Origin of the sequence: Actinobacillus vicugnae, assembly GCF_901687125.1 — a bacterium.
Taxonomy (GTDB): domain Bacteria; phylum Pseudomonadota; class Gammaproteobacteria; order Enterobacterales; family Pasteurellaceae; genus Actinobacillus; species Actinobacillus vicugnae.
This window is the reverse complement of the sequence record NZ_CABFJY010000049.1, coordinates 69,765-84,364: the sequence shown is the minus strand read 5'-3', so window position 1 is coordinate 84,364 and position 14,600 is coordinate 69,765. Positions and strand designations below refer to the sequence as shown.

The 14,600-nt window shown below is 40.8% G+C and carries 18 protein-coding genes; 4 read left to right on the top strand and 14 right to left on the bottom strand.

All coding sequences use genetic code 11. The features are described from left to right. Positions 1-60: 60 nt before the first annotated feature. The 3 genes from dhaM to dhaK are packed head-to-tail and all read right to left on the bottom strand — an operon-like array spanning position 61 to position 2,175. Entirely contained in the window at positions 61-468 is a 408-nt protein-coding gene (dhaM, locus tag F8M47_RS11520; protein ID WP_150540221.1) for a dihydroxyacetone kinase phosphoryl donor subunit DhaM, read from the bottom strand. Positions 469-476: 8 nt separating this feature from the next. After that, the gene (dhaL, locus tag F8M47_RS11515) at positions 477-1,103 is read right to left on the bottom strand and encodes a dihydroxyacetone kinase subunit DhaL (protein WP_150540220.1); all 627 of its coding nucleotides are present in this window, start codon (positions 1,101-1,103) and stop codon (positions 477-479) included. 1 nt (position 1,104) lies between these two features. Next, the gene (gene dhaK / locus F8M47_RS11510) at positions 1,105-2,175 is read right to left on the bottom strand and encodes a dihydroxyacetone kinase subunit DhaK (RefSeq protein WP_150540219.1); all 1,071 of its coding nucleotides are present in this window, start codon (positions 2,173-2,175) and stop codon (positions 1,105-1,107) included. 169 nt (positions 2,176-2,344) lie between these two features. On the opposite strand from dhaK, the gene trxB reads away from it, so the two are divergent. The 3 genes from trxB to F8M47_RS11495 all read left to right on the top strand — a co-directional run bounded on the left by trxB (position 2,345) and on the right by F8M47_RS11495 (position 4,702). Continuing rightward, complete coding sequence (trxB, locus tag F8M47_RS11505; RefSeq protein WP_150540218.1) at positions 2,345-3,298, top strand: thioredoxin-disulfide reductase; 954 nt, start codon at positions 2,345-2,347, stop codon at positions 3,296-3,298. Positions 3,299-3,404: 106 nt separating this feature from the next. After that, entirely contained in the window at positions 3,405-4,157 is a 753-nt protein-coding gene (gene kdsB / locus F8M47_RS11500; RefSeq protein ID WP_150540217.1) for a 3-deoxy-manno-octulosonate cytidylyltransferase, read from the top strand. 119 nt (positions 4,158-4,276) lie between these two features. Further along, positions 4,277-4,702, top strand: coding sequence for a YidB family protein (locus F8M47_RS11495; protein WP_150540216.1), 426 nt, complete (start codon positions 4,277-4,279; stop codon positions 4,700-4,702). A gap of 208 nt (positions 4,703-4,910) precedes the next feature. On the opposite strand, the gene nudC is transcribed toward F8M47_RS11495, so the two are convergent. Genes nudC through pepQ form a run of 4 tightly spaced genes read right to left on the bottom strand, consistent with a single transcriptional unit; the run spans position 4,911 to position 8,199 of the window. Beyond that, positions 4,911-5,681 carry an NAD(+) diphosphatase gene (gene nudC / locus F8M47_RS11490; RefSeq protein WP_150540215.1) on the bottom strand — a complete coding sequence of 257 codons (771 nt, stop codon included), beginning with the start codon at positions 5,679-5,681 and terminating at the stop codon, positions 4,911-4,913. Between the two features lie 13 nt (positions 5,682-5,694). After that, on the bottom strand, positions 5,695-6,393 hold the full coding sequence (locus F8M47_RS11485; RefSeq protein WP_150540238.1) for a pseudouridine synthase: 699 nt from the start codon (positions 6,391-6,393) through the stop codon (positions 5,695-5,697). Beyond that, the gene (locus tag F8M47_RS11480; RefSeq protein ID WP_150540214.1) at positions 6,393-6,857 is read right to left on the bottom strand and encodes an FxsA family protein; all 465 of its coding nucleotides are present in this window, start codon (positions 6,855-6,857) and stop codon (positions 6,393-6,395) included. The genes F8M47_RS11485 and F8M47_RS11480 overlap by 1 nt, the downstream gene beginning before the upstream one ends. Positions 6,858-6,873: 16 nt before the next feature. Beyond that, complete coding sequence (gene pepQ, locus F8M47_RS11475; protein WP_150540213.1) at positions 6,874-8,199, bottom strand: Xaa-Pro dipeptidase; 1,326 nt, start codon at positions 8,197-8,199, stop codon at positions 6,874-6,876. An 8-nt stretch (positions 8,200-8,207) separates the two neighbouring features. Between pepQ and tusA the strand changes: the two genes are divergently transcribed. Beyond that, positions 8,208-8,447 (top strand): sulfurtransferase TusA, encoded by a 240-nt coding sequence (gene tusA, locus F8M47_RS11470; RefSeq protein WP_150540212.1) that lies wholly within the window; start codon positions 8,208-8,210, stop codon positions 8,445-8,447. A gap of 44 nt (positions 8,448-8,491) precedes the next feature. On the opposite strand, the gene rraB is transcribed toward tusA, so the two are convergent. From rraB to F8M47_RS11435, 7 genes are all read right to left on the bottom strand, one after another. Further along, entirely contained in the window at positions 8,492-8,932 is a 441-nt protein-coding gene (gene rraB / locus F8M47_RS11465) for a ribonuclease E inhibitor RraB (protein ID WP_150540211.1), read from the bottom strand. A 37-nt stretch (positions 8,933-8,969) separates the two neighbouring features. Further along, positions 8,970-9,668 (bottom strand): glycosyltransferase family 25 protein, encoded by a 699-nt coding sequence (locus tag F8M47_RS11460; RefSeq protein ID WP_150540210.1) that lies wholly within the window; start codon positions 9,666-9,668, stop codon positions 8,970-8,972. 47 nt (positions 9,669-9,715) lie between these two features. Next, the gene (gene yihA / locus F8M47_RS11455) at positions 9,716-10,342 is read right to left on the bottom strand and encodes a ribosome biogenesis GTP-binding protein YihA/YsxC (RefSeq protein ID WP_150540209.1); all 627 of its coding nucleotides are present in this window, start codon (positions 10,340-10,342) and stop codon (positions 9,716-9,718) included. A gap of 272 nt (positions 10,343-10,614) precedes the next feature. Further along, positions 10,615-11,031 (bottom strand): DUF805 domain-containing protein, encoded by a 417-nt coding sequence (locus F8M47_RS11450; RefSeq protein WP_150540208.1) that lies wholly within the window; start codon positions 11,029-11,031, stop codon positions 10,615-10,617. A 37-nt stretch (positions 11,032-11,068) separates the two neighbouring features. After that, entirely contained in the window at positions 11,069-11,899 is an 831-nt protein-coding gene (locus F8M47_RS11445) for a ZIP family metal transporter (protein WP_150540207.1), read from the bottom strand. A 95-nt stretch (positions 11,900-11,994) separates the two neighbouring features. Further along, positions 11,995-13,830: a dihydroxy-acid dehydratase gene (ilvD, locus tag F8M47_RS11440; protein WP_150540206.1), complete on the bottom strand. Its 1,836-nt coding sequence runs from the start codon at positions 13,828-13,830 to the stop codon at positions 11,995-11,997. A 157-nt stretch (positions 13,831-13,987) separates the two neighbouring features. After that, positions 13,988-14,521 (bottom strand): inorganic diphosphatase, encoded by a 534-nt coding sequence (locus F8M47_RS11435; protein ID WP_005624233.1) that lies wholly within the window; start codon positions 14,519-14,521, stop codon positions 13,988-13,990. Positions 14,522-14,600 lie beyond the last annotated feature (79 nt).

Sequence of the window (14,600 nt, the reverse complement as noted above, 5' to 3'; positions counted from 1 at the left end):
AAAATGAGGTAGAGCCAATCGCTCACCTCATTTTTGATTATTGGTAAATAATCCGAAAAATTAGACCGCTTGTTGCAATTTTAATGTAGCTGCATCATTCGCTTCTTGTAATACCGTTGCTAAATCATCACCTCCTGCCGCAGCCACTGCCGCCGCAAAAACGCCTTCTACTAACGGCGCGTAACTAATCGCGGTTTTTTCTGCTTTTTCTGGCTCAAGTAAATCAATTGCGGTTTCCGCACTTAAAATAGCGCTACCGAGATCGACAAAAACCGCAACGCCATCTTCACTGAATACCTCTTCAATTGCATTCATAATTTTTACTGCATCGGTGCCAATCGGATTATCAATATCGTCAATCCCTGCTGCAACTGCAATGTGACACGCTCCTTGTGTCATTTGGCGGGCAATCTCTGCCACCCCCTCTCCAAGTTGTTTACTGTGTGAAACAATGACTAGATTAACCATTTCTACTCCTATTCAACCGCTTCGCTTAAGGCTTTGATTAAATAATAACTCGACATTGCACCTGGATCCGCATGCCCAATGCTTCGTTCACCCAAATAGCTTGCTCGCCCTTTTTTCGCAATCATCGGCACAGTGGCGTTTGCAAAATTTTCGGCTTTTTTGACCGCTTGTTTGAGTAATTCGGCTTCTGGTTGTGATTGGTTAGCTTGCGCTAATTCGCTTAATAGGGGTAGCCACACATCACACATGGTTTTATCGTTAAGTTCGGCTCGTCCTCGAGCCACAATACCTGCCACGCCTGCGTTGAAAAAATCTAATAATTCCGTAAAACTGAGTTGCTCTTTATCATTTACAACGGTAGCACCTTTAATAAACAACGTGCCGTATAGTGGACCACTCGCACCACCGACTTGCGAAAGTAGAGTCATACCAACGGTTTTTAGGATTGTGCCAATATCTTTATCATGCACCGTCTCGACCTTTTCCAAGGCTTTGCTAAAACCTCGTTGCATATTTAAACCATGATCACCATCACCGATTTCGGTATCTAATTGAGTGAGAAAATCACGCTGTTCTGTCATCGTTTTTTCACAGTTTGCCAGCCATTGCAGAATTTGTTGTTTTGAAATTGTCATTTTACACTCCCCAACGTAATGCAGGCGTATTAACTGGTGCATCCCAAAGTGCGAGATCGTGATCATCTACTTTCAATAAGGTAATTGAGACGCCTTGCATATCTAATGAAGTGCAGTATGAACCAACTAAATTACGCTCAATCGTTAAGCCAAATTGTTCGCAACAATCCGCTAGTACGTTGTAAACGCCATATAACTCAGAAAGTGGCACTGCCCCTAAATTATTGACTAATGCAATCACCCGATCACCTTTTTGTAAGGCTTGTTTTTTATCTAATACTTCATGCCATTGTTGGCTGTCATTATCCCAACGGCGTACAGTGCGCTCATAATCACCATGTGCAATCAGCGTTTCAAACATCTGTTTAACAGTTTGATCTAAATTTTCAAACGAGCGACGTTCGATACCAGGTTCACCGTGAATTCCTACCCCAAATTCCATTTCATTTTCAGCTAAATTGAACGACGGTTTACCTGCGGCTGGGACAGTACAAGCACCAAGCGCAATACCAATTGAATGCCCCGCATTATTTAATTTATAACCGAGTTCGGCTAGCTGCGTTAAGTTGTAGCTTTTATCTGCAGCAGCGCCTAATAATTTTTCGATTAATACCGTATTTGCGACACCACGTCGACCTGCGGTATAAAGGCTGTCTTTTACTGCAACATCGTCATCAATTAAAACGGTCGCAACTTGTACGCCACTATCGGCGAGTAACTCTGTGGCGGTTTCGAAATTTAATACATCACCTGTATAGTTTTTTATTAAGAGCAACACGCCTTCACCGCTATCGACACTTAAACCGCATTCAAACATTTGATCTGGCGTGGGCGAAGTGAAAATCGCACCAGGGCAAGCACCATCAAGCATTCCTTGTCCTACAAAGCCTGCGTGCATTGGTTCATGGCCGCTTCCACCACCCGAAATCAGCGCCACTTTTCCTGCAATTGGAGCATCTGCACGGCGTATATAAGTTGGTTCGAGATTTAGCGTAAGAGTAGAGTGAGCTTTGGCAAAACCAGTTAATTGTTCTTGTAAGATGGTTTCGATTGAATTGATAAGTTTTTTCATCGGTATCTATCCTTTTAAAAGTGAAATTTATCCCAATTTAAGCAAAATCTTGCTCGAATTTCTGTTAGCTAGTTCACAAAAGCGAAAAAAACTGAGTGAAAACGAAAATAGAGTTACAACCAAATTTACGTTAAAATAGTCGTCAATATTTATTGAGAAGGATTAAAAAATGACAGCTAAACACGCAAAACTTTTAATTTTAGGTTCAGGCCCTGCTGGATATACCGCTGCAGTTTATGCCGCACGAGCAAACTTAAATCCTGTATTAGTAACAGGTATGCAACAAGGTGGACAATTAACTACAACCGATGAAATTGAGAACTGGCCTGGTGAATATGAACATACCACTGGTACAGGTTTAATGGATAAAATGCTGAAACATGCGGAAAAGTTTAATACGGAAATCGTGTTCGACCACATCAACAGTGTCGATTTATCTAAGCGCCCATTTACGTTAACAGGCGATATTCAAACATTTACTTGTGATGCATTAATTATTGCGACAGGTGCTTCAGCAAAATATTTAGGTTTGCCTTCAGAAGAAGCATTTAAAGGGAAAGGCGTATCGGCTTGTGCAACGTGTGATGGATTCTTCTACCGTAATAAACCTGTTGCAGTTGTAGGGGGCGGTAATACGGCTGTGGAAGAAGCGCTATATCTTGCGAATATCGCTAGCGAAGTGCATTTAGTACACCGCCGTGATAGCTTCCGAGCGGAGAAAATTTTATTAGGTCGCTTACAAAAACGTGTCGAAGAAGGCAAAATTATTCTGCACACTGACAGAACGGTAGAGGAAGTGCTTGGTGATAATATGGGCGTAACAGGTGTACGTTTAGCTTCAACTAAAGACGATAGCAAAGAAGAAATCAAAGTAGATGGTTTCTTCGTGGCGATCGGTCATGCGCCAAACACTGCGATTTTTGATGGGCAGCTTGAGTTAGATAACGGCTATATCAAAGTAAAATCAGGCTTAGAAGGCAATGCAACTGCAACCAGCGTAGAAGGCGTATTTGCCGCAGGTGATGTAATGGATCACAATTATCGTCAAGCGATCACTTCAGCAGGTACAGGCTGTATGGCTGCATTAGATGCAGAACGTTTCTTAGATGCGTTAGAAGCCTAATATTTTTACGGAACATCAGTTTTATTTAAACAAGCGGTTTAATTTTTTAAGAATTTTGCAATGTTAATTTGAGTTGATGTTCCGTGTTTTTTATAAAGGAAACCTTATGAATTTTACTGTGATTATTCCCGCTCGATATGCTTCAAGCCGTTTGCCTCGCAAACCGTTGTTAGATATTGCGGGTAAACCGATGATTCAACACGTGTGGGAAAAAGCGCAACAAGCGGGTGCCACTCGAGTGATTATTGCAACCGACCACGCAGAAATTGAAGCAACAGCGAAAGCATTTGGTGCGGAAGTGTGTATGACTTCGGAACAACATAATTCAGGTACAGAGCGCTTGGCGGAAGTGATTGAAAAAATGCAGATTGCCGATGATGAAATTATCGTAAATGTGCAAGGTGATGAGCCTCTGATTCCGCCTGTGATTGTGGCGCAAGTGGCAGAGAATTTGGGACGCTGTAACGTGAATATGGCGACGTTAGCGGTAAAATTAGCAACCAAAGAAGAACTTTTTAACCCGAACGCCGTCAAAGCGTTGGCTGATCAAAACGGTATGGCGCTTTATTTTTCTCGTGCACCAATTCCGTTTGCGCGTGATCATTTTGTCGATTGCGATGATGCTTTTGTCGCAAGCCAAAATTACCTACGCCATATTGGAATCTACGCTTATCGTGCAGGATTTGTAAAGCAATATGTTGCGTGGCAACCAACGCAATTAGAGCAGTTGGAATCGTTAGAACAATTACGTGCGTTATGGTACGGAGAAAAAATTCATATCGAACTGGCAAAACAAGCACCGCAAGTGGGAGTGGATACGCCAGAAGATTTGGAACGAGTTCGCCGCATTCTTGCTTAGAGGCGGCACAAACAAGCGGTCTAAATTGCAAAAAATTTTGCAAATCAGACCGCTTAATTATCTAGGCTAACAAAGCCTGTAAATAAAACGTGCTTAGGCACATTTCTCGGAGTAAACCTATGCTAGGAAACATTTTAGGCTCTATCGCATCATCTGTATTAAGCAGCGGTAATGGCAATCAATCAACAGCATTTCAATTAATTCAAGCATTGCTACAATCTCAAGGTGGCGTGGAAGGTTTAATTGCAAAATTGCAACAAGGTGGATTAGGCGACTTGTTAAAAACATGGATCAGTGCAGACGAAGAAAATGCCCCAGTTTCTGGCGAGCAAATCGCAAATGTATTTGGTCAAGAAAATCTTCAAGCTGCGGCACAAGAAGCGGGCGTAGAAGAGAAAGATGCGGGTGATTTATTAGCGGAGTTTTTACCAAAAATCGTTGATACTTTAACACCAAACGGTCAATTACCAGACCTAAACAACCTAAATACTAACGACTTATTAGCGCAAGCAGCAAAAGGCGTATTAGGTAAATTATTTAGCTAATTAAAATAGGGAGAAGATTGTTCTCCCTATTTTTTAGAATAAAGTAATGCTTTAGCATGATTTTTCTAAAGGCTTCAATTTCTCCGTTATACGAGCGCCAAATCCCCAAACCTCATATTCAGTCACATATTGGGCTAAGATAGCTCGAACAATATTAAGTTCTGCTTGAGTTGCAAAAATTTATCAAATTTTAACCGCTTGCAAGACCTTATTCACTTTTCTTGCAAATTTTTAACGTCTCTCTAATCAATTCTAATGCGATAGTGCCTTCTGGTGGTAATTCGGGAAGTACTTCATCACAATCAAACCATTTCGCATCAAAAATTTCTTCCTCTTGAAGCGAAATCTCACCGCTTGCATAATCGGCAAGAAAGCCGAGCATTAGTGAATTTGGGAATGCCCACGGTTGGCTACCAAAATAGCGAATATTTTTGATTTTTAAACCGCTTTCTTCCCATACTTCACGTTCTACCGTTTGTTCAATTGGTTCGCCAGCCTCAACAAAACCTGCGAGCGTGGTGTAAATCGTGCCTTTGTGGCGTAGATGATTTGCCAGCAAAATTTGACGTCCACGGCGTACTGCAACAATGATTGAAGGACTGATTGTAGGATAACTACGCAGTTCGCAATGCGGACAATGTACTGCAATTTCGTTTGGTGCTAGTTCGGTCGATGAAGCGCATCTGCCACAAAATTTATGGGTATTGATAAAATGGTTGAGAGACACTGCTCGATGTAACAAATGCACCAATTCAGCAGGGCGGGCAATCTGTGAACGCAGATTGACTATGCTAAAATTTGGTAAATTTTTGACCGCTTGATCATCTAATTGAATCAGAAAAACAGGCAAATTTTGGTAGCTACCAATGTGTAATTTAGGGAATGCAGTTAAGCCCAATTGTTCCGCTTTTCCAAATGGGATTTCATCATTGTGTAGTGCGAGATTAAATTGATGAACTAAAATCCAATAAGCGCTCATAGCTGCTCCTCTCTTAGATGACTAAACCAAGTTGTTGAAATAGCTGATGTTTTTCTGTTTCTGTTAAAATACGATATTCACCACTGGCTAACTCGCCAAGCTGAAATTGCCCCAAACCCACTCGAATTAAACGTAAAGTTGGAAAGCCAATATGTGCGGTCATGCGGCGCACTTGGCGGTTTCTTCCTTCATGAATTTTTAGCTCAATCCAACTGGTTGGAATGGTTTTTCGCTCACGAATTTTAGGCGCTGTATGCCATTGGTAATTTGGCGCACTAATCGCGCGAGCTTTCGCAGGTTTGGTTAAACCGTCTTTGAGTTCAACTCCTTTTTCTAATTTCCGTAAATCTTCTAGGGCTGGAATCCCTTCTAGCTGTGCTAAATAGGTTTTTTGCTTTTCAAATTTGGGGTTCGCTAAACGGTGTTGAATTTCGCCATTATTGGTGAGTAACAATAGCCCCTCACTATCACGATCAAGACGTCCAACAGGATAAATATGCGGAATAGGAATAAAGTCCTTCAGCGTTTGTCGCCCTTGTTCGTCGGTGAATTGCGTCAGTACATCAAATGGCTTGTTAAACAGCACCACAATCGTATCTGCAAACGAAAGCTGAGGTTTAAGCGGTCGTTTTTTGGCATTTTTTTGCAAATGGCTTCTGTTTGTTGCAGAAGCACGCTGATTTTTTTGATTAAATTGGGGTTTAAACAACATCATTTAATCCACTTATCTTGATCTTGTTTTCGCTCAAATTCGGCTTCAAACGTATTGCTATTTTGTTGCGAAAATTGACCGCTTGCAAACTGGTTAACACGAACTTTCGTTTTAAAGAATTTGAGAAGATAACGTTCGACAATATGGCGAGTAACGGGTAGCATTAATAAAATTGCAATAATATCGCTTAAAAAGCCAGGGATAATCAAAAAGATACCCGCTAAAATAAATAGTAGAGAGCTAATCACTGCCTGTGTCGGGATTTTACCTTGGCTTAGCTCGCTTCGAACCGAATAAATTGCATATAAACCACGCAATTTAACAAACCAGAGCCCTAGGACTGAAATTCCAATCAGTAATAGCATTAACGGCAAAATACCGATATGTGAACCAATGCTAACTAACAATGAAATTTCACAGTAGATATACAGAAAAATTCCGAACAAAATAAGTAAAAATGGCATAACAGTTCCTTTTGGGTTAGGCTAAATTGAGCGTTTTTTGCGCTTTTTGCGTTAAATTCTCCGCACCTTTTGCACGCATCACAATATTATCTTCGCTACGAATCCCGCCAAATGGCTTAAATTCAGCAATTTTTTGCCAATTAATATGGCGTGCAAGTGGACTATTTTGCAATGGATTTAGCAACATATCAATGAAATAGAAACCAGGTTCAATCGTCAGCACCATATTTTCTGCCAAATCACGAGTACAACGTAGACTTGAATAAACCGCAGGTGGTGCTTTGTGTGTGCCACGATGATTTTGCTGAAAGCCAGCGACATCATGCACTTGAAGTCCAAGCAAATGCCCTAAACCGTGCGGGAAAAAAGCTCTGGAAATGCCCTCTTCAAAAATCTGTTCAGGCGCAAGGCGCACAAAATCATGCTGTGCGAGCATTTCAGCAATCCATTGGTGCATTTGTGTGTGGTAGCTCAAATAATTTACGCCTACGCTAAGTTGCTCAATTATTGCCTGTTTAAATTGCTCCATTTTGGCGATAAGTTCGGCAAATTCACTGTGCGGATCAGTCGCATAAGTGCGCGTAATATCAGATGCATAGCCGTGCAGGCTAGCACCAGCATCAATCAGAAAGCTCTTTGGCTTTGATGCTGGAGTAAAATCAAGCTGGGTGTAATGTAAAATAGCTGAATGCTGATTGACTGCCACAATATTGCCGTATGGCACGTTGAGATCTGATTGTTGGCTGGCTTTTAGATAAGCGAGATTTATCTCAAATTCACTTCTGCTTTCAAAAAAAGCTTGTTTTGCCGCTTGGTGTCCTTTTAACGCTGCGAACTGTGCTTGATAAATACATTCGATTTCAAATTCACTTTTAATTGAGCGGTCGAAATGCAGTTGATTCAGCAGTTTTTGCGGATTGATTTGCTCAAAACCAAGCGATTTTGCTAAGTTTTCATCTTCGCCAATAAAGGCACAAGCGGTCGGGTTTTGGATAAATTTTGCAATTTGCTCGCTGTTTCGTATGATCACCCACTGAAATTCATCAGCAAAGAAAGCATCGGTTGGTGTAACGGGCGGAGTGTGCCAGTAATCATCAGGTGTATAAAAGTAAACGGTGGGTTTATTTTTGCCATCTAAAAATAACCAACAATTTTCTGCTGTCGGAAATGGAAAGAAATAGTTAAAATGTGGGTTTATTTTGAACGGGGCAGTTTGGTCGTCTAAAAAATGGTATTTAGCGGCACCTGAATAAATCCATAATCCTTGGAGAAAACTCGTTTCTAAAAGAGATTGGACTCGCTGTTGTAGTCTGTAAATGTGTTGTGCAAATAATTGTTTCATAGAGAAAAATGATGGATATACAAATAGATCAAACATTAGATACATTAGGGTTACGTTGCCCAGAGCCTGTTATGCTTACACGTAAAACCATTCGAAATATGGCAGAAGATGAGGTTTTATTAATTATTGCGGATGATCCTGCAACGACACGAGATATTCCAAGCTTCTGCGAATTTATGGATCATAAATTATTGGCAAGCGAAACGGAACAAACACCTTATCGCTATTGGATAAAAAAAGGGCTTTAGCCCGCAAAAGAATGCCCCACACGCAAGTATGGGGCGTTTTTATATTAGTGACGGGTAATTTCTTCTTCGTCGAAATCAAAATCTTCATCTTGATCGTCAAAAAATTCGCCGTCTTCACCGTACTCATCATCTTGTGCGTTAGGATCTTCAAAATAAGTCCCCCAACCTTCGTATTCCGCACCAACTTTTTCAATCAGTGGTAATAATTCTTTTTGTTGGGCGGTGATAATATCCGCATTTAAGTTTACTTCGCTGACGATGTCGCACACAAAGATCACTTTACCGTTTTCTTCTTCCACTTCTTCCGCTTCTGAAATTTCGTAGCCAAGCTTATAAGCATCAACCACTAATTTTTCGAGCTTATCAAAATCACGGTGTGCTACGTGGTGTTCAATAATATAAAGCGCTTCAGGATCTGAACCATCTTTTAATAAATTTTCGATGATTTCATCAGTTTCTTGGCGTAATTCATTTAAATCGTACATAAGATTTTCCTTATTCATTTGAGATTATTTTGGCATTCTATACTGACTTATTCGCTCTGGCAATTTCCCGTTCTGCCTCAAGATCTGAATCGTTCAGGTTAGCAATTTTTCCTAGCAACGGATTTAATACCATCATATTTTGAGTAGGACAAAAGTGACTAAAATGATCGGCTAGCCAATAAGGTTTACTGCTTTTAAGTTGTTCAACCAATTGAATCGCTCGATCTTTACGGATTAGGTAAAGTGCAGAACCGTCATTATCAAATAATGATGCGTGATGTTCCGTCAAAAAGTGGAAATCCCGTTCATCCGCATTTGCCGTATAAAAGCCTTCATGAAATAACGATAATTTATGCAACAATGCAATTTCTATATGAGGGCGGTTTTTCAGCTCTTGCTGAATGTTGTTGAGAAAGAAATCAAAATTGTCCACTAGCTGAATATCGTCTTCCGCAACCAGCGCAAAATCGTTAAGTGCAAGGTGTGTATTTTGCGCAATTTTTTGCCAACAGCGAATATGCGACAGTGTGCAAGCAATTTCCCCTAGCGTGATATTTCTGGCTATCGTGTTTTGTATCCGTTCGATATCAAAGAGCATTTCTGGCGCATTGAACAGCGCTAACACTTTTTTATCAATGGCAGGCACTCGTTCGAAATATTTTGCATCAGGATGCGTAAGAAAGCGCATAAGCCGTTGCGGGTGTCGATCAAGGTTAATCACATAACCGTAAAACATAATTTTCCCTGTAAAAAGAAAGCTTATCCGAAGATAAGCTTTAAATACTATACTTGTTGTTCTACATCTACAAAAACTTCGCTAAACCAGCCGTCAAGTTTTGCGGCTAGTTTATCAATCCCAATTTTATTGAGTGCCGAATAAGCTTCTACTTGAATATCGCCTTGGAATGGGAGAATCGCTTCTCGTACCATTTTTACCGTTTTGCTTCTCGCGCTTTGGCTAAGTTTATCCGCTTTGGTTAACAGTAATAAAACGGGTAATTGTGCAGAAACAGCCCATTCAATCATTTGTTGGTCAAGATCTTTCAGCGGATGACGAATATCCATTAAGATGACTACGCCACGTAAACATTCGCGTTTTTGTAAGTATTCACCTAGCGCTTTCTGCCATTGGAGTTTCATTTGTTCAGGAACCGCTGCATAACCATAGCCTGGTAAATCGACTAATTTACAATTCGGCTCAACTTCAAATAGGTTAATTAACTGGGTACGTCCAGGTGTTTTTGAGGTACGAGCTAAATTTTTTTGATTGGTTAGTGCATTCAGAGCGGTAGATTTGCCCGCATTTGAACGCCCTGCAAAGGCAATTTCCACACCGTTATCTTCAGGTAAGTGACGAATATCTGGTGCAGAAGTTAAAAAGTGAGTTTTATGGTAGTTTAGTTTGATCATTTTGGTTTGTGTTTTTAAATGTATTAGTTTTTTCCTACTTTCTTTGTGTTGCCAAAGAAAGTATGTATTAGGCTATTTGGAGCGGTTTCCTTCTGAACCGCCTGAGCGTGTTGCAATTTGTAGGAACATTTTTCTTGAGCGAAGCGAATCTAAAATGTTCCGTTAAGCAAATTTCAACTAAGCGAAGATAAGCGGTGAAGTAGGGTTGCCTTTCTTTTGGTTACTTTTCTTTGGCAAAACAAAGAAAAGTAACAATAAAAAAACTATCAAAATTACTTGAGCTGAAAGCTCAAACCTTTCTCCCCGTATTGATTCGCTTGTGGGTTCCCTTTAAATACACCCCATTCAAGCAACAAGATTGTGCCGATAAACATCGGCATCATAATACCAAGTAGCCATGCCATTGTACCTTGGGCGGAAAGCGACACACCATAGCATACAACGGGTATAAATGCCATGGTAACCGCTTTGCCTGAACGATTACGATCGTGTAGGCGTTTGATAATTACCGCAGATAAGCTATATAGCGCTAGTGCTAAAGGAATCAAATGTAGTACGCTAAAAGCGGTTGAATTTAGCCAAAAATTTGCAACAATAAATAAGAAAATAAAGTTGATGGCAAAACCGATCCAAAAGCCTTGGCGGTTGAGCCTTCCTTGTAACGAAAACAAAGCTTTATACCAAATCATACAAATTCCTTTTGGAAGTTAAAAATGGGTGCATAGCTTAGCCTAAAGCGACATCTAATACCATCATAATTACAAATCCAGCCATTAAGCCAAGCGTTGCAATATCCGTATTTCCTCCACTTTGTGATTCAGGAATCAATTCTTCAACCACCACGAAAATCATCGCACCAGCCGCAAAGGCGAGGGCATAGGGTAAAATTGCTGTCATCGAAAGGACAAATGCCGCCCCAATAACTGCCGCAATCGGTTCGACAATCGCAGATATTGCGCCCCATAAGAACGCTTGTTTACGGCTTTTTCCTTCACCTCGAATAGGGAGTGAAAGTGAAGAACCTTCTGGAATATTTTGTAAGCCGATACCAATTGCTAATCCTAATGCAGCAGTCAGCATCGCTTGCTGATCAGCAACTTGCGAAGCTTGTGCACCAAAGGTCACACCCAGTGCAAGCCCTTCAGGAATATTGTGAATCGTGATTGCCAAAAACAGCAACATACTTTTCGATAAATGCTTTTTAAATTTCGGCATACCTTCAGCTGCAGTGAGAGGTTTGCTTAAATGTAAATGTGGCACTAAGTGATCGATAAGGCGTAAGAAAAAGCCTCCTGCGAGAAAGCCAATTGCAACGGGTAACCAAGCAAATGTACCATAACTTGGCTCTGCATATTCTAAGGCTGGAGCGAGGAGCGACCAAAAGGAGGCGGCAATCATCACACCTGCAGCAAAGCCCATCATCACATCGAGTAATTTGCGGTTTACCGTTTTAAAAAAATAAACAAAAGCTGCACCTAAAACGGTACAGCCCCAAGTGAATAACCCTGCAATAAATGCTTGTAGAATAGGGTTGAGTGATAAAAATAAATCAAACATGGATAGACTCTAAAAAAGCGGTCAAATTCGCACAAATTTTTGCAAATTATTTTGCCGTTTCCTAGCAAAAATTGACCGCTTTTTATCAATAGCTTTTATAGTTTGGTTTTATCACGCACCGCACCTTTATCGGCTGAGGTTGCGAAATGTCCGAACATTTTTAATGCAAGTGAAACTTCACGCTGACGATTTGCTGGCTTCCAACCTTTTGCATCTTGCTCCGCACGGCGTGCGGTTAATTCTTCTTCTGAAACTAGTAATTGGATTGAGCGATTTGGAATATCAATTGCAATTTTATCGCCATCACGCACTAAACCAATTGTACCGCCTGAAGCAGCTTCAGGTGAGCAGTGGCCGATCGATAAGCCTGATGTGCCACCAGAGAAGCGGCCGTCAGTTAAGAGCGCACATTCTTTACCTAAACCGATTGATTTTAAGTAAGTGGTTGGGTAAAGCATTTCTTGCATACCAGGGCCGCCTTTCGGGCCTTCATAACGAATAATTACTACATGACCTGCACGCACTTTACCGCCTAAAATGCCTGCAACGGCATCTTCTTGGCTCTCAAATACAATTGCATCACCTGTGAATTTTAAGATCGATTCATCCACACCTGCAGTTTTGACGATACAGCCATCCAATGCAATATTACCCGTAAGCATTGCTAAACCGCCGTCTTGGCTATATGCAAAAGCTTTTGAGCGGATACAACCGTTTTGGCGGTCGTCATCTACGGTGTCCCAACGGCAATCTTGTGAGAAGGCTTTGGTTGTGCGAATCCCCGCAGGGCCTGCACGGAAGAATTTATGCACTGCTTCGTCTTTGGTTAAGATAATATCGTATTTTGCGATTTGTTCACCGAGACTCATACCTAATACCGTACGGGTGTCTGAATGTAATAAGTTTGCTCGCTCAAGCTCACCTAAGATTGCCATAATACCGCCTGCACGGTGTACGTCTTCCATATGGTATTTATTAGTATTCGGTGCCACTTTTGATAAGCACGGTACTTTACGTGACAAACAGTCGATATCCGCCATAGTAAAATCAACTTCTGCTTCTTGTGCAGCCGCTAATAAGTGTAGAACGGTATTCGTTGAACCGCCCATCGCAATATCTAAGCTCATTGCATTTTCAAATGCCGCTTTAGTGGCAATTGAACGAGGCAATACACTTTCGTCATCTTGTTCGTAATAGCGTTTGCAAAGCTCAACAATTTGGCGACCTGTGGTTAAAAATAATTCTTTACGGTCTGTGTGAGTGGCAAGCATTGAGCCGTTACCTGGTAAAGATAAACCAAGCGCTTCAGTTAAGCAGTTCATTGAGTTTGCGGTAAACATACCAGAGCATGAACCGCAAGTTGGGCAAGCAGATTTTTCGATTGCATCAACATCATCATCACATACGGTTTTGTCAGCACTTTTCATCATCGCATCAACTAAGTCTAATTTAATTAATTGATCCGATAATTTCGTTTTACCCGCTTCCATCGGGCCGCCTGAAACAAATACCGCAGGAATATTTAAACGCATTGCTGCCATGAGCATTCCTGGGGTAATTTTATCGCAGTTTGAAATACACACCATTGCATCTGCGCAGTGGGCATTAACCATATATTCTACGGAGTCTGCAATTAAATCACGGCTTGGTAATGAATAAAGCATACCGCCGTGTCCCATTGCAATACCGTCATCCACAGCAATAGTATTAAATTCTTTTGCAACGCCGCCTGCTGCTTCAATTTGCTCAGCAACCAGTTTACCCATATCACGTAAATGTACATGACCTGGTACAAATTGGGTAAATGAATTGACTACCGCAATAATCGGTTTGCCAAAATCGTTTTCTTTCATTCCTGTTGCACGCCATAAGGCACGTGCGCCCGCCATATTGCGACCTTGCGTTGAGGTTGCAGAACGTAAAATAGGCATAATCTCTCCAAGTATTTTTTCAGTTGTGTTTGTAATAGATAAATAAACTTTAATATATTAGCATACCGCTTTAAAACAAGCGGTTAAATTTTTGGCTATTTTTGCAATATTAAAAAAGGCAATTCGAGTGAATTGCCTTTTTTATTAGGTGGGAGAATTATTTTTGCTCATCCCAACGTTTAATTGATTCACGAATAACTTCTTTCGCTTCTTCGACATCACCCCAGTGTTGAACAACGGTTGAGCCTGGTTTTTTCAGTGCTTTGTAGTTATTGAAGTGGAATTCAATTTGTTTGATTAATTGTGCTGGTAAATCTGCTAATGAGTTATAAGCGTTACCTGAATCACGATCATCTGCTGGTACACAAACGATTTTGTCATCTACTTCGCCGTCATCAACGAATTTCATCACACCGATTACTTTCGCTTCTAAGAATACGCCTGTTGCTAATGGCTGACGAGTAATTAATAACACATCTAATTCATCGCCATCTTCGTCTAAGGTTTGTGGAATGAAACCGTAGTTAGTTGGTTTTGCGAAGATTGCTGGCTCAACACGGTCTAATTGGAATGCACCTAATTTACGGTTCCATTCAATTTTGTGGCAGCTGCCTTCTGGAATTTCGTTTACAACGTTGATGATACCTGCATCAACATCACCTGGAGTTAAGATTTGGTTAAAATCTGCCATTTTATTTCCTTATTGATCAATAAATGGTTGGTTAAATAAGCCAAAACAAAATTGCTCTGGCAAATAGAAGGTTATTTTA

Coding starts and splice junctions, on each gene's coding strand:
- yihA (WP_150540209.1), bottom strand. CDS start 10,342: ATGATCAAACTAAACTACCATAAAACTCACTTTTTAACTTCTGCACCA.
- dhaK (WP_150540219.1), bottom strand. CDS start 2,175: ATGAAAAAACTTATCAATTCAATCGAAACCATCTTACAAGAACAATTA.
- F8M47_RS11445 (WP_150540207.1), bottom strand. CDS start 11,899: ATGTTTGATTTATTTTTATCACTCAACCCTATTCTACAAGCATTTATT.
- F8M47_RS11495 (WP_150540216.1), top strand. CDS start 4,277: ATGCTAGGAAACATTTTAGGCTCTATCGCATCATCTGTATTAAGCAGC.
- dhaL (WP_150540220.1), bottom strand. CDS start 1,103: ATGACAATTTCAAAACAACAAATTCTGCAATGGCTGGCAAACTGTGAA.
- nudC (WP_150540215.1), bottom strand. CDS start 5,681: ATGAGCGCTTATTGGATTTTAGTTCATCAATTTAATCTCGCACTACAC.
- dhaM (WP_150540221.1), bottom strand. CDS start 468: ATGGTTAATCTAGTCATTGTTTCACACAGTAAACAACTTGGAGAGGGG.
- rraB (WP_150540211.1), bottom strand. CDS start 8,932: ATGTACGATTTAAATGAATTACGCCAAGAAACTGATGAAATCATCGAA.
- tusA (WP_150540212.1), top strand. CDS start 8,208: ATGATGGATATACAAATAGATCAAACATTAGATACATTAGGGTTACGT.
- F8M47_RS11460 (WP_150540210.1), bottom strand. CDS start 9,668: ATGTTTTACGGTTATGTGATTAACCTTGATCGACACCCGCAACGGCTT.
- F8M47_RS11485 (WP_150540238.1), bottom strand. CDS start 6,393: ATGTTGTTTAAACCCCAATTTAATCAAAAAAATCAGCGTGCTTCTGCA.
- F8M47_RS11450 (WP_150540208.1), bottom strand. CDS start 11,031: ATGATTTGGTATAAAGCTTTGTTTTCGTTACAAGGAAGGCTCAACCGC.
- pepQ (WP_150540213.1), bottom strand. CDS start 8,199: ATGAAACAATTATTTGCACAACACATTTACAGACTACAACAGCGAGTC.
- trxB (WP_150540218.1), top strand. CDS start 2,345: ATGACAGCTAAACACGCAAAACTTTTAATTTTAGGTTCAGGCCCTGCT.
- kdsB (WP_150540217.1), top strand. CDS start 3,405: ATGAATTTTACTGTGATTATTCCCGCTCGATATGCTTCAAGCCGTTTG.
- F8M47_RS11480 (WP_150540214.1), bottom strand. CDS start 6,857: ATGCCATTTTTACTTATTTTGTTCGGAATTTTTCTGTATATCTACTGT.
- ilvD (WP_150540206.1), bottom strand. CDS start 13,830: ATGCCTATTTTACGTTCTGCAACCTCAACGCAAGGTCGCAATATGGCG.
- F8M47_RS11435 (WP_005624233.1), bottom strand. CDS start 14,521: ATGGCAGATTTTAACCAAATCTTAACTCCAGGTGATGTTGATGCAGGT.